Source organism: Mycobacterium sp. E3198, assembly GCF_001667015.1.
GTDB lineage: Bacteria > Actinomycetota > Actinomycetes > Mycobacteriales > Mycobacteriaceae > Mycobacterium.
In genome coordinates, this window is the sequence record NZ_LZIS01000093.1 from 1 (window position 1) to 18,347 (window position 18,347).

The following is an 18,347-nucleotide window of genomic DNA, read 5'->3' on the forward strand; positions in this document are numbered from 1 at the left end:
AAGAGCGAGCAAGGCCGGGGCGACGAGGCGTACTCGCTGTCCGATGCGCTGGGCCAAGGTGTCGATAGTCTCGGTGAGTCGAGTGATGTCGGCCAACTCCTCGCGAGCCAACTCAGCGACCAGCCCGGGCACCGTGGCCAACCAGTCACCGAGACTATCGACACCTTGGCCCAGCGCATCGGACAGCGAGTACGCCTCGTCGCCCCGGCCTTGCTCGCTCTTCCGGGCTGCGCGGAGCTGACGGCGGCCAAACTGGTCGGCGAAACCGCCGGAGCGATCCGCTTCAAAAGCGCTGCCGCCTATGCCCGCCATGCCGGGGTGGCGCCTGTCCCGGTGTGGTCGGGGAACACCGCAGGCCGCGTGCGGATGACCCGCTCGGGCAACCGCCAACTCAACGCCGCCCTGCACCGCATCGCAGTCACCCAGATCCGCCTAGAGGGACTGGGGCAGGTCTACTACCGACGCCGCATCGCCGCGGGCGATTCCAAGACCGAGGCGCTGCGCTGCCTCAAACGCCGCTTAGCCCGCATTGTCTTCGGCCACCTTCAAACCGACGAACAAACCCGCCAAAAGCCTTGCCAACCGGCAGCGGCTTGACATAGGAGAAACGCATGGCCGCCAGGGGTCGCATCGACTTGCGGCTCGCCACCCAGGTGATGCTGCTGCAACTCGTCATCGTGACGCTGACGCTGATCATCGCCTTCGGGATGTTCGCGTGGTTCAACCGGCAGCGCCTGGACAGCCAGTACCACGTCCACGCGTTGGATATCGCCCGCGTGGTGGCCTCGTCGCCGACCGTCGTCAACAACATCTCCCGCTACGACGATCCTGCTCTGACGGCAAGCCCCGCACTGACCGACGAACTGGCGGCCGGTCCGATCGAGAGCGTCGCGTCGCGTGTCGAGCAACGTACGCATGTGCGGTTCGTGGTCGTCGGCAGCACGCAAGGCATCAGGCTCGCGGATCCCGACCGCAGCAGGCTGGGTGCCCACATCCAAGCGGACATCTCGCGGGCGGTTGCCGGCCACGAGGTGGTGTCGCACGACTCCACGGTCTTCGGGCGGGCGATAGTCGCCAAAGTCCCGGTGCTGGAACCGGTTTCGAATCGCGTCCTGGGCGTGGTCATCGTCGGCATCTCCACAAAGGCTTTCGACGATCAGTTCTCCAAGAACCTACGGGTGCTCGCCGCGTTGGGGGCCGTGGCGCTGCTGATCGGCGGCGCCGGCTCGGCGGCGCTGGCCCGCCGGTGGCGAGGCTTGACGCTGGGCTTGCGGCCGGCGGAGATCACCGGGCTCGTGCGCAGTCAGGCCGCGGTCCTGCAGGGCATCGGCGAGGGCGTGCTCGCGACCGACACGGCCGGGAAGACGACGTTCGTCAACGACGAGGCGTGTCGACTGCTCGAGATCGGCAACGAACCGGGCCGGCCCGTCGACGAAATCGGGCTGACACCAAGGGTGCTCGACGTGTTCAGGGCCGCGGATTCGACACCCAGTCTGGCCACCGTCGGCGAGCGCATCGTGGTGGTGTCGGCGCGGCGCGTGTCGCGCGAGGGCCGCGAGCTGGGCACCGTGCTGGTGGCGCGCGACAGAACCGACGTCGAATCGCTGACCCGGCAGCTCGATGCGGTGCAGGTGATGAGCACGGTGTTGCGCGCCCAGCGTCACGAGTTCGCCAACCGGCTGCATCTGCTGACCGGACTGTTGCACGGCGGACATGTCGAGGAGGGGCTGCAATATCTCGAGGAGTTGCTGGGGTCCGGGCCGTTGGGATCCGCGCTGCCCGGCATCGACGCCATCCGCGACGCCTACCTGCAAGCGTTCCTGGCGGCCAAGGGCGCGGCCGCCCGCGAGGCCGGCGTGACGCTCAGCATCGGGGAAAACACCTGGGTGCCGGGCCGGCTCGTCCTGCCGGTCGACGTCACCACCGTCCTGGGTAACTTGCTCGACAACGCGATCGACGCGGTCCGGATGAGCGGCAACGCCGTCAAGGAAGTCGAAGTCGAGCTGTTGCAGGAGGGTACGACGCTGCACATCACGGTCGCCGACAGCGGCGACGGCGTTGCGCCGGGCTTCGTCGACCAGCTCTTCACCGAGGGGACCACCACCAAGCCGGACTCCGGCATACCGGGCGGACGCGGCATCGGGCTCGCGCTGTCGCGGCAGATCACCCGCGCGCTGGGCGGCGACCTCTTGCTGGCCAGCGCTGGCAACGCGGAGTTACGGCTGCGCGGAGCGGAATTCATCGCCCGGCTGCCGGGCGTGATGGTTGAGGAGGCGCAATGGGCGACGCAGACCTGACCGTGTTGGTGGTCGACGACGACTTTCGGGTCGCCAACATGCACGCCGAGGTCGTCAACACCCTGCCCGGCTTCACCGTGACCGCCACGGTGAACACGGTCGAGGCGGCGCGCAAGGCGCTCGCCGAGGCGCCCGACATCGACCTCGCGCTCGTCGACGTCTACCTGCCCGACGGTTCCGGGGTCGACTTCGTCCGCGAATTGCACTGCGACAGCATGGTATTGACGGCGGCTACCGAGGCGGCCACCATCCGTGCGGCCATGTCGGCGGGCGCGCTGAGCTACCTCGTCAAGCCGTTCGCGACCACCGAGCTGGCCGCGCGGCTCGCCGGCTACGCCCGCTACCGCAAGATCCTGGCGGGCCCCGAGCTCAGCTCCACCGACGTGGACGCGGCGCTGGACGCGTTGCGGCCCCGGGTCGCTCCCCCGGCGCCCGCCAGCATCGCGGCGTCGTCCACCAAACAGCTTGTGCTGCAGGCGTTGCGCACCTCCGACAAGGCGATGTCGGCGGCGGAGGTGTCGGCGGCGATCGGCATCTCGCGGGCAACGGCCCAACGCTACCTGGCGGCGCTGGCCACCGCCGGTGACGTCGCCGTCGGGTTGCGCTACGGCACCACCGGGCGGCCCGAACAGGAGTTCACCGCGGCCGACAAGCGGCGCCCCCGCCCACCGCGCTGAGTGGCAGCGGCGGTCGCGTCGAGACTGCGTTCAGCGCGCGATTTTGCCGGCCAACCGCGATCTGTGCGCAGGCTCGATGCCGCTAGCAGGGGCTCGTTGACGACGCGCGGCGGTTCCGGGGCCTCGCGGGCCACCAGTTGGCCTGGCCCACTAACGCCGCCAGGGCCGGCACCGTGACGGTGCGCACCACGAAGGTGTCGATCAAAATGCCCATGCCGATGATGAATCCGGTCTGCACCATCGTCGAGAGGCTGCCGAACAACAGGCCCGACATCGAGGCGGCGAAGATGATGCCGGCCGAGGTGATCACCCCACCCGTCGAGCGCACCGCGCGGATGATGCCCGAGCGGACGCCGGTGCGCGACTCCTCACGAATCCGGGTGATCAACAGCAGGTTGTAGTCCGCCCCGACGGCGACCAACACGATGAACGCCGTCGCCTGCACGTTCCAGTAGATCGGCTGGTGGAGCACGAACTGAAAGAAGAGGACTCCAACTCCCATCGCTGACAGGAACGAGATCACCACGGACGCAATGAGGTAGAGCGGGGCCACGATCGCGCGGAGCAGCAGCACCAGGATGGCGAACACGATCAGCAGCGTCATCACCACGATCAGGCGAACGTCGTGGTCGTAGTAGCCGCGGATCGCGCTGTACATCGCGGTCGTCCCGACCAGCGATATCGAGGCGTCCGCGAGCGAGGTGTTCGGCTGGGCGCCGCGGGCCGTGGCGAGAATCGCCGCGACCTGATCCATCGCGGCCGTGCTGAACGGGTCGAATTTGGTCTCCACCAGGTAGCGCACCGCGTGCCCGTCGGGCGAGAAGAAGATCTTCGCGGCGTTCTTGAAGTCGTCCGAGGTGAGCGCCTGAGGCGGGATGTACATGCCCGCCATGGATTGCCCCGCGGCGTCGCGCTTCATTGACAGCAGCAGGTCGGCCGCCTGATTCATGCCCAGGCCCATCTTCTTGGTCTGATCGACGAGCGCGCGCACGCCATCGGCCAGCCGCCGGCTGCCGCCGGCCAGCTGATCGGCGGCCGCCTGCAGTTGCGCGACCTGCTGCCGCACGCCGGCGGTGCTGCCCGCCGCCGTCCGCAGTCCATTGCCGGCCGATGCCAACAGCGCGGTCAGGTTCTGCACCCCCGCCTGGATGCCGCTCACCGCGGGTTGCGTGGGCACGCCGCCGAACATCGGGCCGGCCGCCGCCGCCACGCTGGTGACCAGAGCCGACACCGATCCGTTCGCGAGTCCGCGGATGGTGGCCAGGGCGCCCTCTGCCGCGGAGAGCTGTTGCTGCACCTGGGCGACGGTCGCGGTGACCTGCGCCGCCGGCGCGGCGGCGCCGCGGATTTGATCGCGAACCTCGGCGAGACTTGCGGCCAATTTGTCAGCGCCGGTCGTCAGCGCGTCGAGGTCGTCGGCCCGGTTGTTGATCTGGGTCGAGGCGTCTTGCAGCTTGCCGCCGACGGCTCCGGCCTGGGAGCTGAGCTTGGCCTGGTCGAGCGGCTGGCCGTCGGGCCGCGTGATGCCGCGCACCGCAGCGATATTGGGCAACTGCGACACCCGTTGCGCCATCTGATCGAGGTCGGCCAGCGACCGTGACGTCCGCAGGTCGTGCGGAGAGCGGACGTAGATGTACTGCGGCAGCAGCGTGCTCGTGGAGAAGTGGTTCGCCATCGCCGAAAAGCCGATGTTGCTGGGGGCCGCCTGCGGTAACTGCAGACGGTCGTTGAAGGTGGGCCGGAGGAAGGCCGCGCAGCCGGCCAGCGCGATCAACACCGACAGGCTCACCAGCAGATGGGTTTTCGGCCGGCGGACCAGCGAAACGGCGGACCGCCGCCAGAGGCGGCCGGTGAGCGGGGGCCGCGGCGCCACCCAGCCGCGTCGACCGGCGAGCACCAGGATGGCCGGCAGCAGGGTGACGGCGGCCAGAAACGCGATGCCGATCGAAATCGCCAGCGCGGGGCCGATACTCGTGAACGCAGGCAGCCGGGTGAAGACCATGCCCAGGAAGGTGACGGCCACGGTGGCGGCCGAGCCCGCGATGACCTCCCCGATGGAGCTCAGCGCCTTCTGCACGGCCCGGTCGGATTCGACGCCCGACCGGATGTACTCGTGGTAGCGGCTGATCAAGAAGACCGCATAGTCGGTGCCGGCGCCGAAGATCATGGCGGTCATCAACGCGATCGTCAGCGCGGACACCCCGAGACCGACCTGCGCGAGCCCGGACACCACCCCCTGCGCCGAGGCCACCGAGACTCCGATGGTGATCAACGGCAGCAGCACGGTCACCGGCCGCCGGTAGATCACCAGCAGGATGATCAGCACGAACAACGCCGTGACGATCTCGGTGATGTGCATGTCGCGGGCGGTGACGATCGACATGTCGCCGACCATGGCGGCCTGCCCTGTCACGTTCGCGGTCAGCGGGGTGCCCGCGGTCGAGCGCTTGACGATGTCCGTGATCCGTTGGTACGCCGCCGACGACTCGGGCGATCCGGCGGGCGCGCGCAGCATCACCGCAAGGTAGATGGCCTTGTGGTCCGCGCTGACCAGCAATGGTCGCAGCGCGGGCGTGGTAACGACGTCCTGCACGCCGGTCACGTCGCCGGCGTCGCCGCGCAGCGTGGCGACCAGCTTCCCGCAGGCCTCCTCGTCGGCGGGTTGCAGTCCCCGGTCGTTGGTGAGCACGGCGATCAGGACGTTCTGGGCGGATTCCCCGAAGTCCTTGGCCATCTGCTCGGCCGCCGCCATGGCCTTGGCCGGCAGCGGCTGCACCGTTTGGCCCTCGACCACCTTGGTCAGCGGGGGGAAGGCCACGGCCAGGACGGCCACCACCAAGGCCCACGCGGCGATCACGAGCCAGGGCGCCCGCACGGCGGCGCGCCCCAGGATCCCAAAGGCACCGATGCCCGCTTTGGACGATTGTCCGATCATGGTGAAACCCCTCAATTCGCTTCGGTTACCTGGGAATTTATGGCGCGCGGGCACCCGTGTCTCGGTTGTCGCCGATAGTCGGGATTAGCCGCGATTCAAGGCTTTTGCGCGTTGTGCTCGTGCGCCGGGCTACACCGCGCCGGCCGGTACGCGGCAGGGCCAGCCGATCGTGGCGGTGAGCGAGAGGTCGCCCAGGGCGCCCGAAAGCGCCTCCCGGAAGGCCTTGTTCGAGTTGGGACGACCCGGCTGGTACGCCACGACGGAGACGAAAACCTGCCCGTTCGCCCGCCCTGAGGCGAGCGACAGCATTCCCCCGAACCGGTCCATGATCGCCGTCGTGGTCTGCGGGTGGGGAGCCTTGATGGCGAACTGGTCGGCCTGCGTGCCGTCCGGCCGGCAGGCGGCCGGGTCGATCATCCCGACGTTGGATGCCACCACGGTGGTGGGACTCCCGGCCGCGACGCCGACGATCCGGCGGATCAGCCGCTGCGGCATCAGGGGAACCAGGGGCAGCAATTCCCGCCGCGTGTCGGGAACGTCGTGGCGGCGGGTCAGCGCGTCCTTGGTCGCGGCCCGGATGTCGCGCAGGTCGGTCACGGCGCGGGCGGGGTCGACCGTGATGCCGACGTTGGCGACGGCGTTGGCGCGGGTGTCGCCGGCGGCGCGCTCGTTGACGGGGATGGCCACGGTCGCCGAGCCGTCCGCGGTGAGCCGCCCCGCGCGCTGGGCGAGCCGGGCGGCCAGGGCCGCCAGCAGTGTGTTGCTGGTTCCCCCAAGCGCTTTCGCGCGGCCGTCCCACTCGTCGGCGTCGACGAAGACCGTTTCCGTTGGCAGGGTGATGGATTCGTCCGGGCCGACCGGGTGGGGCGCAGCGGTCCCGTCGTGGTCGGGCCGGGCGGGCCGGGCGGCGGCGACCACGGCCCTCAGAGCGCGGCCGATGCCGGGGAGGTCGCGCGCGGTCTGATGGGCGTCCTCGCGCAGGGCCTGCCACCGCCGCCGCGACCTGGCGGCCGGCCAGTCGATCGGGTCCTTGCGTCCGAAGGCCGCGTCCGCCAACGCCTCGCATAGGCCGATGCCGTCGGTGAGGGCATGCGGGACGACCAGGCTCACCCCGGCGCCGCCGTCGGTGAACGGCAGCACCGCGAGGTGCCATGCGGGCCCGTGCTCGACGTCCAGGGGCGTCGCGGCCTGGTCGCGCAGCCAGGCGTCGAATTCTGCGCGAGGCCGGGGCGTCGCGACGATCTCCAGCCCGGGGCCAGCGCCCCCCGCGACCCAGCGGTGCCGGCCGAACGGCAGGGCCGACGGCTCGATCAGGCGCGACAGCCGTCCCCGCTGCAGGTTGTGGTGGAACCGGCGCAGGCCGTCGAGGTCGATCGCGCGGTCGTACACCCAGACGCACTGCAGCTGGCCGAGGACGCCGGTGGCCCGCTCCAGGGTCGCGAAGGTCTGGTCGAAGAGGTCGAGTGTGGTGTTCATCGCCTTGAAGTCCTCTCTATCGTGCGGCGGGCACGGGGGCCGGCCAGCCGTTGGTTGCGTGGAGCGCGAAGTCCGCCAGCGCGCCCGAAAGGGCCTGGAGTAGAACGTCTTCGGAGTTCTGCCGTCCCGGCTGGTAGGCCTGGACGGAGACGAAGACCCGCCCGTGCACTCGCGCCGACAGCAGGGCCAGCACTCCGCCGGTGCGGTCCATCGTCGCCTTGGTCATGCCCGGGTACAGCGAGGTGACGGAGACGTAGTCGGCGTCGGTGCCGTCCGGCCGGTTGACGGCCGCGGGCGCGGCGCCGAGGTTGGAGGAGACGACGCCGGTCGCGTTGCCGGTGGCGACGCCCACGCACCGCTTGGCGATTCGCTTGGGCAGCAAGGGAACCAGGGGCAGCAGCGCCTGCCGCTCGTCGGACACGTCCTGGCGGTGAACCAGCGCCCGCTTGATGGCGGCGCGGATGTCGCGCAGGTCGGTCGCCGCGGGTGCGGGGTCGACGGTGACGTCGACGTTGGCGACGGCGTTGGCGCGGGTGTCGTCCGCGGTGCGCTCGCTGACGGGGATCGCCAGGGTGACCGCGCCGTCGGCGGTGACCCGGCCCACCCGCTGGGCCAGCCGGGCCGCCAGCCCGGCAAGCAGCGCGTTGCTGGTCCCGCCGAGCGCCTGCGCGCGGGCGTCCCACTCGTCGGCGTCGATGAAGATTGTGGTGGTCGGGATGGTGACCGGTCCGTCCCCGCCGGCGGGCGGGGCGGCCTGAGCGGCGCCGCCGCGCCGTGCCGAACGTGCGGCGGCGACGGCGGCCTTCGCGGCGCGGCGGATCTCCGGAAGGTCGCGGACCGCCTGGCGGGCGTCCTCGCGCAGAGCCTGCCACCGCCGGCGCGACCCGGCGGCCGGCCAGTCCATGGCGCCGTCGTATCCGCAGGCCGCCTCCACCACCGCCAGGCAGCCCGCCATGCCGTCGGCGAGGCTGTGCAGGGCGACCAGGCTCACGCCGGCGCCGCCGTCGGTGAACGGGAGCACCGCCAGGTGAAACCCGGGGCCGTGCTCGGCGTGCAATGGCGTCGCGGCCTGCTCGCGCAGCCAGGCGTCGAATTCCTCGCGCGGCCGGGGCGTCGCGACGATCTCGAGCTCGGAGGAGTCGGAGGGTGCGACCCAGCGGTGCCGCCCGAAGGGCAGCGGCGAGCGCTCGATGCGGCGCGCCAGCCGGCCGCGCTGCAGGTGGCGGTGGAACCGGCGCAGGCCGTCGAGGTCGATCGCGCGGTTGTACACCCACACGCACTGCCCGACGCTGGTGACTCCCGTGGCCTCCTCGAAGCGAAACAGGGTCTGGTCGAAGAGGTCGAGTACGTTGGTCATTTCGGTTGGTCCTTTCGTGAGAGGGGTGAGAGGGGTGTGTCAGCGGCTGATGACCGGTATGCCGTGGCCCGAATTCGCGTGGTCGACAACGGCATCCGTCCAGTCCGAGGTGGACTTGACGGCGTAGGCGAACGCCTGGGTCAGCGCCGCCAGGTAGCGGTGCACCGACTTGCGCGCTTGGGCGTTGTCCGGGAACGAGATCGTCGCGGTGGTCTTGTCGGTCTGACGGTTGATCCACAGGTTGATTCCGCCGTGTGACAGGTTGTCGGCGTAGGTGCCCCAGTTGGTCTCTTCGAAGAGGCCGAATGCGGGTATCTTCCGAAAGTCCATGAAGGACACCATCATTGCGCGGTGGTCGGGTGGCTCGATGCCCAACTCGAGTGGCGCCGCCAGCTCGAGCGCGCGCTCGACGGGCACGTCGGCGAGCGGCTTGGCGGCGTTGAAAGACTCCTGAGCCGCCCGGGCCGCCTCGGCGAAGGTCGCGGTGCAGATCGGCACGGTGACGGGGACCAGGCTGGCGAACCAGCCCACCGTCATCGAGTCGACGCCCGGCGTGCGGGTGTCGTACGGGGTGAAGCCGTGATACGTTGCGGCGCCGGTGAACTCGTGCTCGGCAAAGGCCGCGCAGGCCAGGACTCCCCCGCTGAACCGGGCGCCGGCCGCGTGGCAGGCGATCTCGAAGGACTCCGTGTCGGCGGCGTCGAGCAGGTCGACGGTCACGAAGGTGCCCTTGTTGCCGGCCCCGCGGTCGCCTACCGGGAGCGGGAAGGCCGGCCAGTGGCCCCCGGCGTCCCGCGCAAAGTCGATCCAGGCCTTGACCTCCGGCGAGGACAGGGTCAAGCCCGCGAGCCCGTCGCGCTGGCGCGCGGCGTAGCTGCGGTAGCTCGCCACCTGTGGGCGCGCGACGGGCTCGGCCCCGGTCTGCGACAGGTGCTGGTACATCAGGTGGACGTCGAAGAAGATCAGGCCGGCCGACATCCCGTCGATGTGCAGGTGGTCGACGCTGGCGTAGAAGGTGAAGTAGTCGGCGTGCTGGACGATGCCGAACGTGAACGAGTCCCACTCGAGGGTGCCCGGCGTGGTCGTCAAGGCGTGGGTGCGAACCTGCTCGGCGTCCAGGTAGCCGAACTCGGCGGGCACCAGATCGATGACCGTGGGGTCCTCGATCGTGCGGCGGACGATGACGCCCTCCTCGATCTGGAACCAGTCGTGGTAGGCGTCGTGACGGCGGACGTGCGCGTTGATGGTTGCCGTCATCACCGGGATGTCGCAGGTGCCCGGTATGTCCCACGCCACGACCATCAGCCGGGGCAGCTGCGCGGCCCGGCCCGCCGCGTCGTGGGCGGCCCGCAGGTGGCGAGCCCGCTGGTAAGTCGGCGCCAAGTCGCTGCGCGGCGCGGTGAGCGCCGCCGCGCGCGCGGCGGCGGAGGCCCGCCACGTGACGACCCGCCCCTCGCCCGGGTGCCACCCGTTGATGCTGCCCAGTGCGACCATTCCCCGACCCCGTTCTGTGTGCTGCCGCAATGTCGTGCCGTGGAGCGAAAGTGGCTCGCGCGAAAGTCTTTCGTGCGAGCGGCATTTCGGCTTCGCGCGGCGACCGTGCGGTCAATTCGGTTAGCTGCTGAAACCGAAATTACGGCGCGGCGCGGCCAGTGTCGCGCTTGTGGGCGATAGTCGAAATAAGCGACGATTACCCGGTTTTGCGCGTTGTGCTCAGGGGCGAGTCAGCAGCGAAGGCAGGGCCCTTCGTCGAGATCGACGTGCAAGCGAGCGGCTTCTATAGACCCGGTTGGTCGTCGATGATGCCCAGCCAGATCTGCGCCACGTCGATGGCGACCTTCTCGCTGATGAAGGCGTGCTGGGTTCCGGTGTAGATGTCGCGGAAGGCGCGCTCCAGGCGGCTGCCCTCGCGGATGGAGCTGGTGCCCGCCACCAGGTGCGCCCACTCGGCGCAGGCCCGGGCCGTGTCGGTCGCATAGACGGCGGCCACCCGCATGTCGGCGCGCAGGGCCGGTGTCAGGTCGTCGCCGGCCGCGACGGCGGCCTCGGCGGTGGTGAACGCGTCGATCACCAGCAGGCGCGCGGCGCGCCAGGCCGCGCGGTGGTGCGCCAGCCCCTTCTGGAACGTCGGGCGGCTGGCCAGCGAGGCCATGTCGCTCATCCGAAACTTCGTCGCCGCCAGCTCCTGGACGTCGTCGAGCATGCTCTTGGCGACGCCGAGCGCCCACGAGGCGTGACCGGCCGCGGTGACCGGCATCAGCCCCATCCGCGTGGCCGGTGAGCTGCCGCGGTGGGGCTCCCGGACGAACAGCTCGAAGGTGCGGCTGGACGGCACGAACACGTCCTGGACGCTGTAGTCATACGAGCCGGTCCCCTTGAGGCCCTGCACGAACCAGCCGTCGTTGAAGCTGATCTGCTCGCGCGGAATCACGGCGACGCGCATCTCCGGGAAGCCCTCGCTGATCCAACGCATTTCGCCGTTGTCCATCGGCAGGAACCCGGCCGCGACGTATTCGGAGTGGCCGATGCCCGAGCCGAAGTTCCACGCCCCCGTCACCTGGTAGCCGCCGTCGACCGCGGCGCCCTGCCCGTTGGGAAAGAACTGCCCGCCCAGCGTGACCCGGTTGTCGTGCGCCGTGAACACCTCGGCGAAGCCGTCGTCGGGCAGGTAGGCCGCGGCGGCGAACGACGACGGCAGATTGGCGATGCCGATCCACCCGAACGATCCGTCCTGCCAAGCCATTTCGATCCAGGTCTCGATCATCTCGGTGAATGACGGCTCGACGCCGCCGGCCTCGACGGGGTTGAACGACGACATCAGCCCACTGGCCCACATCTCGTCGACGATCGCCGGGGTCAGCGTGCGCGCCCTCTCGGAGTCGGCGGCTTGGGCCGCCACGAGGTCGCGCATGCCGCGGGCCAGCGAGACCACCCGGTCTTCCGTGTCGGCGATCGACGTCATTGTCGCTTCCCATCATGAAGAAAACTGATACCGGTGACCGTAGTTAATACCATCGGCTTTCAGCGTGCGTTCGGGGCGGCCCCGGCAACGCCCGGACACCCTGCGGCCGGTGTGTCCTACCGTGTGTCTGTGCGGTGGATCGTCGACGGCATGAACGTGATCGGAACTCGCCCCGACGGGTGGTGGAAGGACCGCGGCCGCGCCATGGTCGCGCTGGTGGAAAGGCTCGACCGATGGGCGGCGAGGCAGAAAGAGCAGGTGACCGTGGTGTTTGAGCGGCCGCCCGCGACCGCCATCGAATCGTCGGTGATCGAGGTCGCGTACGCCCCCAGGCCGGCCGCGAACTCCGCCGACGACCAGATCGTCCGGCTGGTCGAAGCCGACGCCCGACCGGACGAAATCCGGGTGGTGACCTCCGACAAGGGGCTGACCGATCGCGTCGCGGCCCTGGGCGCCACCGTCTGCCCCGCGGCGGGCTTCCGCGACCTGATCGACCCGCGCGGCCGATGAGCGCCGACGGCGGTGGCCCCGCGCCCAACCGGGTCTGCGAGCTCGCGAGGATCGACATCCCGATCATCCAGGCGCCGATGACCTACATCGCCGGCGCCCAGTTGGCCGCCGCGGTCTCCAGCGCCGGCGCGCTGGGGATCATCGAGACCACCTCCGAACGAGGCCGCGCCGACATCCGGCGAGTCCGCGAGCTCACCGAACGTCCGGTGGGCGCCAACATCGCGCTGCTGTTCAACCGCGATCCCGCCGTGGTGGATCTCCTTGCGGCGCATGACATCCGGTTCGTCACCACCTCGGCCGGCGACCCGTCGCTGTTCACCGAGCGGCTGCACGACGCCGGCATCACCGTGTTCCACGTGGTCGGCACCCTGGCCGCCGCCAAGAAGGCCGTCGACGCCGGCGTGGACGGGCTGGTGGTCGAGGGCGTCGAGGGCGGTGGCTTCAAGAACCGCTTCGGCGCCTCGACGATGGTGCTGCTGCCGTTGGTCGCGGCCCAGGTCGACGTGCCCATCGTGGCCGCGGGCGGCATCTGCGACGCCGCATCCATGGCCGCCGCGCTGGTCCTCGGCGCCGAGGGCGTGCAGATGGGCACCCGGTTGATGGCGTCGGCGGAGTCGCCGGTGCACGGCAACCTCAAGGAGGCGGTCGTGCGCGCCGACGAGACGGCGACCGTGCTGCTGCCCCTCGACGGGAAGCGGATGATGCGGGTGATCCGCACACCGGCAGCCGAAAAGCTCGATGCGTCCGCGTCTTTCGCGCAGGGCGCGGAGGCGCTGCAACGTGTTCAGCGGCTTTACTTCGATGGCGACATGGGTGCCAGCGTCGCCAACACCGGCCAGGTGGCCGGGCGGATCGACGACATCGCGCCGGCCGCCGACATCATCACCCGGATGTGGACCGGATGCCGCGAGGCGCTGGCCGCCACGATCGACCGGCTGGGGCCGGTTACGACGGACGGCTTCTGACGTCGAAGTCGACCCGTTCACCGTCGACCTTGGTAATGCGCATGTGCGCGGTGTAGGGCTTGCCCTCGGGGCCGGTGAAGTGGCAGTCGAACTCCTGGCCCGCCTTGGCCTCCACCCCCGACGGGCAGTGCACGTCGGTCGGGTGAAAGCCGGTCTGGCCAGAGACGACGTCGACGACGGATTGCGCCGCGCCCTCGGGCTTGACCGTGGACTTCGGGCTGCACGCCGTCAGCGTGACCAGGGTTGCGAGGAAGAAGCCCGCGAGAACGGGGGTGCTGCGGTTTGCCATCGCCCGAGGCTAACACCCGACGGCCGTGATCTACCAGCTCAGAGCCTGCAGCCGCGAGGCACTGCAAACAAGCCTCGCGGTCGTTAGTCCGTCGGGGGCTGGTAATGCGCGGCTGAGTTCCGCAGTTGCCAGATCTGCGAGGGGCACAGCAGACCAACCGCGTACGAGACCAGGTAGTTGGCCGCATTCTCGTCGTTGGGCGTCACGGCGCCCTTGACGTCGGCCATCACTTGCGCGTACGTGCCGCCGGCGGTGACCTTGGCGCAGATCCCTCGGCCGTAGCCGAGCGCGTCATTGTTCGGAAAGTTGTAGTGGCGCCGTACCGTCACGTCGTACAGATACTCCACCTCGGGCGCCGGTGCCGCGGCTACCCACGGCGCCCGCGCCAGTGGGATCGCGCCGACGGCGGCGGCGACGATCACGGCGGCGCGCCGGGCGTGACCCTTCATGGCCGCGCAGTTCGCCTATTGCGGCGGCATCGCGGGCGGTGGGTACACGCCGCGCAACACCCATGGGAGCCAGTTGATGCCGTACTCGATCTCGTCGCTGGCGTCGTAGTCGGGGCTGGGGTCGATGGGAATGTTCTGCTGCATCGCCACCACGGGTGGAGGCCCCGTCGGGGGCGCCTGCGGTGTCGGATTCGCTTGGTGGGGCTGCCCGTAGACGGCCACCACGACGGTGCGATCGCGGCTGTTTTCCGACCACACCCCGATCTGGGTGTTGGCGCAATTGGACATGATCGCGAAATCAGCGGGGTTGTTGTACCACCGGTTCAGCAGCTCGATACCGCTGATCGCGATGGCGGGGTTGATGGCCACGGTTTCGGCGACCTTGCCTTGGAAGCCCGCGGCATTCGCGCGGTCCTGCGGCATGGTCCCGTCCGAACCGACGTCGCCGTCGAGGTTTCGGTTGTTCAACACGTCGAGGGCGTGCCACTGGGCGGCCAGCTGCAGTTGCGGGTTGATCGTCACGTCGTTGGTGCAGCCCGCCTGGTGCTGAACGGTGTACACGTTGGCGACGACGCCGTCGTTGAGCCGCTTGTTGTCGGCGTGCGCGGCGGGCGCATAGAGCACTGCCCCGGCGGACACCACGAGCAGCGCGGACACCGTGTGCGGTCGATGCGGCATGTCGATTCCTCCTACCTAGACCGGGTCGAATTGCGAGATCAGCCAACGCCCGTCGACCTTGTCGAGGGTGACCCGAACGCTGGATACGGTGCTGGTCGGCGCGTCCTGGCCGACGGTGATCGACTGGTTCACGAACAGCAGAACGACGGCATGGTCGCCGGCCGCCGATACCGACGCCGCCGCCGGCACGCTCGCGACGGCAGAGATCTGCTTCTGCTTTGCTCCGGGGATCACCACATCGTGGGTCAGCTGTGTGTAGGCGTTCAGGAACGTGCCGGTCAGCCTTGTTCGTGCGGACTCGAGATCTCGTTGTGCAGTGTCGGGCCGATAGGACAGCAGCGCGATGGTGCCGTCGGTGGCGGCCTGCACGGATTCCGCACGGACCGCCGCTGCGCCGCGGGCGGTGCCGTCCCGCCACTTCACAAAGGCCGCAGCGGATCCCAACGACAGGGCGAGCCCGGGAAGCAGCGCATAAGCGGTCACCCTCGACCAGCTGACGCGACGCCACCGCGGCACGGGGCGCCCATCGCTGCCGGCTCCCTCGCCACCGGGGGGCTCGTCGGCCCCGGTTTGCGTTGGCCCGGTGGTGGTTTCGTCGACGACGGTCATTGCACAAACCCCACGTTGGAAACCTTGACCTGATCGCCGACCCTCTGCACGGTGATACGCATTCGCCACACGCGCGGAACAGGGTCTGGCTCGCCGGCATTCGACGTCCGCACGGACACCGCCACCAGTGCCTGGGCGGTGGCCGCACCCTGCGATTCCAGCCCCGCCTCGGCAACCGTTCCCACCGTGGTGGCCTTGGCCTGCTGCAGAACGTCGATGAATGGCTGCGACCGCTTGGAAAAATCGTTGTAGAACTCCCCGGTCGCGCTGTCCAGGATGCGGCGCACGTCGGCGTCGGCGCGCCGCCAATCGATGGTCGTCAAATTGAGCGCTCCCTGCCTGGCGGCTTGCAGAAACTGATCCCGCCGGGCCTGTTCTTGCTGCGACTGGTGGGCGCGAAAGCCCAACCAGCACAACAGCGTCGCCAAGCAAGCCACGGCGATCAGGCCGAAGAGCATCGCGCGCCGCGCCGCCGGCGCGGGCTTCTTCGGCCGGCCCGGGGGCGGCTCGTCGTCCGTGTCGGCGACGTCGGAATCAGTTGCGGTCGACATGATTTCCTCCTTCGACGGCCGTCAGCTTCCCGGCGGCAGCAGCATCGTTTGCCATGACTTGTCCTTGGGCGCGGTGCGGGCAAGGTCGGATCTGGTGTACTGGTGGCCGTCGGGCCCGGTGTAGGTGCCGGTGGCCGGGTCGTACTGGGCGGCGGCGAGCGGGGGTGGCTCGGGGCCGGCCGGCGGCGGGGGCGATGCGGGCGGCAACTGCGGGATGTCCTGACCGGACAGGGTGGCGTTGGGGTCGCCCTTCCAGTTGTAGCCGTCGTTGAGCGGCACGTACTCCTCGGCGCTCTCGCAGAGCTTCACGGTGGGGGCGCGTTTGCCGGGCACGGTCTCACAGGGGATGTTGCGGGCGCCGCGCACGTTGAGCGCCGAGTCCTGCGGCACCCTGCAGTACAGGTCGCCGGCCGGGCGGTTCGGGTAGTCCTCGAACGTGGGGATGCGTTGCTGCTGGGCCGGCAGGAATCCGGTGGTGCAGGGCGGCGGCAGATTCAGGTTGAGGTTGAAGCTCAGGTACTGGCCCCGGTACGCCTGCTTGGTGTTGAGATTGGCCAGGATGCCGGCCTGATCGGCGCCGATGGCCATCGGGAAGACCACCAGCAGCTGTTCGATGTCGTTCTGGTAGGTGAGCGCGACCTGACCGACGCTGACGAGGTTGGCCAACAGGATCGGCAGGGTGGGCTGCACGCGCTCGATCAGCTGCCGCACCTCCCCCAGCGCCGGACCGCCCCGCTCTAGCACGCCGCCGACCGCCGCGTCGTGCGTCCGCAACTCCGTGGTGACCGCGGCCAGGTGTGACGCCCAGCCGGCGATCGCGTCCGAGGTGCGGGTCTGCGAGTCGAGCACCGGCCGCGCCCGGTCGATGAGCGCCACCAACGGATCCAGATTCTTGCGCGCATCGATCGCCAGGTTGGACGTGCCGGTGATCAGCCGGGACAGTTCCGGGCCGAGCCCGCCGACCGCGGTGTACGACTCGTCGACGACGGTCCGCAGGTTGTCGCGGGGTATCGCCGCCAACGCGGTGTTCGCGGCGCTGAGCAGCCCGTTGATGTCGGGCGGCACCGAGGTGTCGGCCAGCGGAACGACGTCGCCGTCCTTGAGCGGACGCGATGTGGCGTTGCGGGGCAACAGTTCCACGTACGATTCGCCGATCGCCGTCTGGCTGTGCACCTCGGCTTTGAGGTCCGAGGGGATGTCGATGCCGGACTTGAGTGACAGCACGGCCTCGACGCCGGTGTCGGTGAGCCGCACCGATTCCACTCGGCCCACTTCGAAGCCGCGGTAGGTCACGTTGCCCGTGCTGTACAGCCCGCCGCTCTCCGGCAGCTGCATCGTCACCGTGTAGCGGCCGACGCCGAACAGCATGGCCGGCAACTTGACGAAGTGCAGGAACGTGACGGCCAGCACGCTGAGCGCGATCACGCTGAAGATGGCCAGTTGAACGATGACCCGTCGCTGCAGATGCATCTAGGGCCCCTGGTCCCAGTGGTACGGGGTGGTGAGCGGATTTCCGGGGGTCCCCCGGTAGCCGGCGGTGCACGGGCTGGGGAACTGGCCGACGGTGCGTCCCCACTGCAGCTCGAGCTGCGTGAGGTGGCACTCCCACCGGGTCCCGGTGAGTAACCCTTGGTCGATGCGGCTGAGGGTGAGGTCGACGATCGCGGTCAGGTTGGCGTAGTCGCCGCGTTGGAAATTCTCGAATGTCTCGTTGGGGAATGGGAAGGTGGCCAGCAGGGATAGCGACCGGGTCAGGCTGGGCCCGGCATTGGCGAGCGACTCGAGCACCGGGCCGACTTGCCGCAATTCCTTGACCAGGTTGACCTTGGTCTTGTCGACCGAGTCGACCGTCAGGGCACTGAATTTGCTCAACTGATCGGCCGCGTCGACGAGCTTGTCCCGCTCGTCGTTCAGCACCGCCAGCGCGTCGGGGATGGTCGCCAGGGCGTGATCGAGCACCGGTTGCTGGGCGGCGAACTTTCCGACGAGGTTGTTCAGGCTGTCGGTGGCCGCGATGATGTCACCGGACTGGTCGTTGAGGAACGCGGCGAATTTGTCGAGCTGTCCGATCAGGCTGCGCAGGTCCTGCTCGCGGCCGCGGAAGGCGGTGCTGAAAGCCGCTGTGATGTCTTCTATTTGGCCCAGCCCGCCGCCGTTGAGCACAAGTGACAACGCCGCCAACGTCTGCTCGGTGCTCGGGTATGCACCACCGTGCGACAGCGGAATGACGGAGCCCTGACGCAGCTTGCCTTGCGGCGCTTCGCCTTTGGGACGCCCGAGTTCAATGTGGTAAGAGCCCAGCAGGCTGGTGGTTCCGATCTTGGCGGTGGCGTTGGCAGGCAAGTTCACATCGCCGTTGAGCTGCATCGTCACCAATGCGTGCCAGCCCTGGCGCTCGATTTTCGTGACGTGGCCGACCGTGACGTCGGCGACGCGCACCCGCGAGTTCTGCTGAATGTTGTTGACGTCCGGCATCTGTGCCTGGATCGCGTAGGAGCCGGGGCCGTTGCCCTGGGTGCCCGGCAGCGGCAGCGAATTGAGCCCGCGCCAGCCGCAGCCCGATGCCCCGGCCACGGCCATGGCCATCACCAG

General features: G+C 69.4%; 17 protein-coding genes. 5 read left to right on the top strand and 12 right to left on the bottom strand.

Translation table 11 applies throughout. The annotated features are described in order from the left end of the window. From A5673_RS10270 to A5673_RS10280, 3 genes are all read left to right on the top strand, one after another. The coding region (locus A5673_RS10270; protein ID WP_231970989.1) for a transposase at nt 1–597 on the top strand (597 nt) is incomplete at its 5' end. Nucleotides 598–611: 14 nt separating this feature from the next. Continuing rightward, on the top strand, nt 612–2,297 hold the full coding sequence (locus A5673_RS10275) for an ATP-binding protein (protein WP_231970990.1): 1,686 nt from the start codon (nt 612–614) through the stop codon (nt 2,295–2,297). Then, nucleotides 2,279–2,974 carry a response regulator gene (locus tag A5673_RS10280; RefSeq protein WP_068230883.1) on the top strand — a complete coding sequence of 232 codons (696 nt, stop codon included), beginning with the start codon at nt 2,279–2,281 and terminating at the stop codon, nt 2,972–2,974. The genes A5673_RS10275 and A5673_RS10280 overlap by 19 nt, the downstream gene beginning before the upstream one ends. Before the next feature lie 82 nt (nt 2,975–3,056). Here A5673_RS10280 and A5673_RS10285 read toward each other — a convergent pair whose 3' ends face one another. The 5 genes from A5673_RS10285 to A5673_RS10305 all read right to left on the bottom strand — a co-directional run bounded on the left by A5673_RS10285 (nt 3,057) and on the right by A5673_RS10305 (nt 11,704). Further along, the gene (locus A5673_RS10285) at nt 3,057–5,909 is read right to left on the bottom strand and encodes an RND family transporter (protein ID WP_068230886.1); all 2,853 of its coding nucleotides are present in this window, start codon (nt 5,907–5,909) and stop codon (nt 3,057–3,059) included. 129 nt (nt 5,910–6,038) lie between these two features. After that, nucleotides 6,039–7,385, bottom strand: coding sequence for a hypothetical protein (locus A5673_RS10290; protein WP_068230890.1), 1,347 nt, complete (start codon nt 7,383–7,385; stop codon nt 6,039–6,041). Nucleotides 7,386–7,401: 16 nt separating this feature from the next. Further along, on the bottom strand, nt 7,402–8,742 hold the full coding sequence (locus A5673_RS10295) for a hypothetical protein (RefSeq protein ID WP_068230893.1): 1,341 nt from the start codon (nt 8,740–8,742) through the stop codon (nt 7,402–7,404). Between the two features lie 39 nt (nt 8,743–8,781). After that, complete coding sequence (locus tag A5673_RS10300) at nt 8,782–10,236, bottom strand: condensation domain-containing protein (RefSeq protein ID WP_068230896.1); 1,455 nt, start codon at nt 10,234–10,236, stop codon at nt 8,782–8,784. A 283-nt stretch (nt 10,237–10,519) separates the two neighbouring features. Beyond that, nucleotides 10,520–11,704 carry an acyl-CoA dehydrogenase family protein gene (locus A5673_RS10305; protein ID WP_068230900.1) on the bottom strand — a complete coding sequence of 395 codons (1,185 nt, stop codon included), beginning with the start codon at nt 11,702–11,704 and terminating at the stop codon, nt 10,520–10,522. Nucleotides 11,705–11,833: 129 nt separating this feature from the next. Between A5673_RS10305 and A5673_RS10310 the strand changes: the two genes are divergently transcribed. Further along, a complete protein-coding gene (locus A5673_RS10310) occupies nt 11,834–12,214 on the top strand; it encodes an NYN domain-containing protein (protein WP_068230941.1) in 381 nt (126 codons plus the stop codon). Continuing rightward, the gene (locus A5673_RS10315; RefSeq protein WP_068230903.1) at nt 12,211–13,179 is read left to right on the top strand and encodes a nitronate monooxygenase family protein; all 969 of its coding nucleotides are present in this window, start codon (nt 12,211–12,213) and stop codon (nt 13,177–13,179) included. Before A5673_RS10310 ends, A5673_RS10315 begins: the two co-directional genes overlap by 4 nt. Here the strand turns inward: A5673_RS10315 and A5673_RS10320 are convergent. The 7 genes from A5673_RS10320 to A5673_RS10350 all read right to left on the bottom strand — a co-directional run bounded on the left by A5673_RS10320 (nt 13,160) and on the right by A5673_RS10350 (nt 18,341). Continuing rightward, nucleotides 13,160–13,468, bottom strand: a complete 309-nt coding sequence (locus tag A5673_RS10320) for a DUF4333 domain-containing protein (RefSeq protein ID WP_082958656.1) — start codon at nt 13,466–13,468, stop codon at nt 13,160–13,162. The genes A5673_RS10315 and A5673_RS10320 overlap by 20 nt on opposite strands. Before the next feature lie 83 nt (nt 13,469–13,551). Then, the gene (locus tag A5673_RS10325) at nt 13,552–13,917 is read right to left on the bottom strand and encodes a DUF732 domain-containing protein (RefSeq protein ID WP_068230906.1); all 366 of its coding nucleotides are present in this window, start codon (nt 13,915–13,917) and stop codon (nt 13,552–13,554) included. Nucleotides 13,918–13,932: 15 nt separating this feature from the next. After that, entirely contained in the window at nt 13,933–14,595 is a 663-nt protein-coding gene (locus A5673_RS10330) for a CAP domain-containing protein (RefSeq protein ID WP_068230909.1), read from the bottom strand. Between the two features lie 15 nt (nt 14,596–14,610). Continuing rightward, nucleotides 14,611–15,204: a hypothetical protein gene (locus A5673_RS10335; RefSeq protein WP_068230912.1), complete on the bottom strand. Its 594-nt coding sequence runs from the start codon at nt 15,202–15,204 to the stop codon at nt 14,611–14,613. Then, a complete protein-coding gene (locus tag A5673_RS10340) occupies nt 15,201–15,758 on the bottom strand; it encodes a mammalian cell entry protein (RefSeq protein ID WP_068230915.1) in 558 nt (185 codons plus the stop codon). The genes A5673_RS10335 and A5673_RS10340 overlap by 4 nt, the downstream gene beginning before the upstream one ends. 18 nt (nt 15,759–15,776) lie before the next feature. Then, nucleotides 15,777–17,225 carry an MCE family protein gene (locus A5673_RS10345; protein ID WP_068230918.1) on the bottom strand — a complete coding sequence of 483 codons (1,449 nt, stop codon included), beginning with the start codon at nt 17,223–17,225 and terminating at the stop codon, nt 15,777–15,779. After that, complete coding sequence (locus tag A5673_RS10350) at nt 17,226–18,341, bottom strand: virulence factor Mce family protein (RefSeq protein ID WP_156748069.1); 1,116 nt, start codon at nt 18,339–18,341, stop codon at nt 17,226–17,228. It lies immediately after the preceding gene. Nucleotides 18,342–18,347 lie beyond the last annotated feature (6 nt).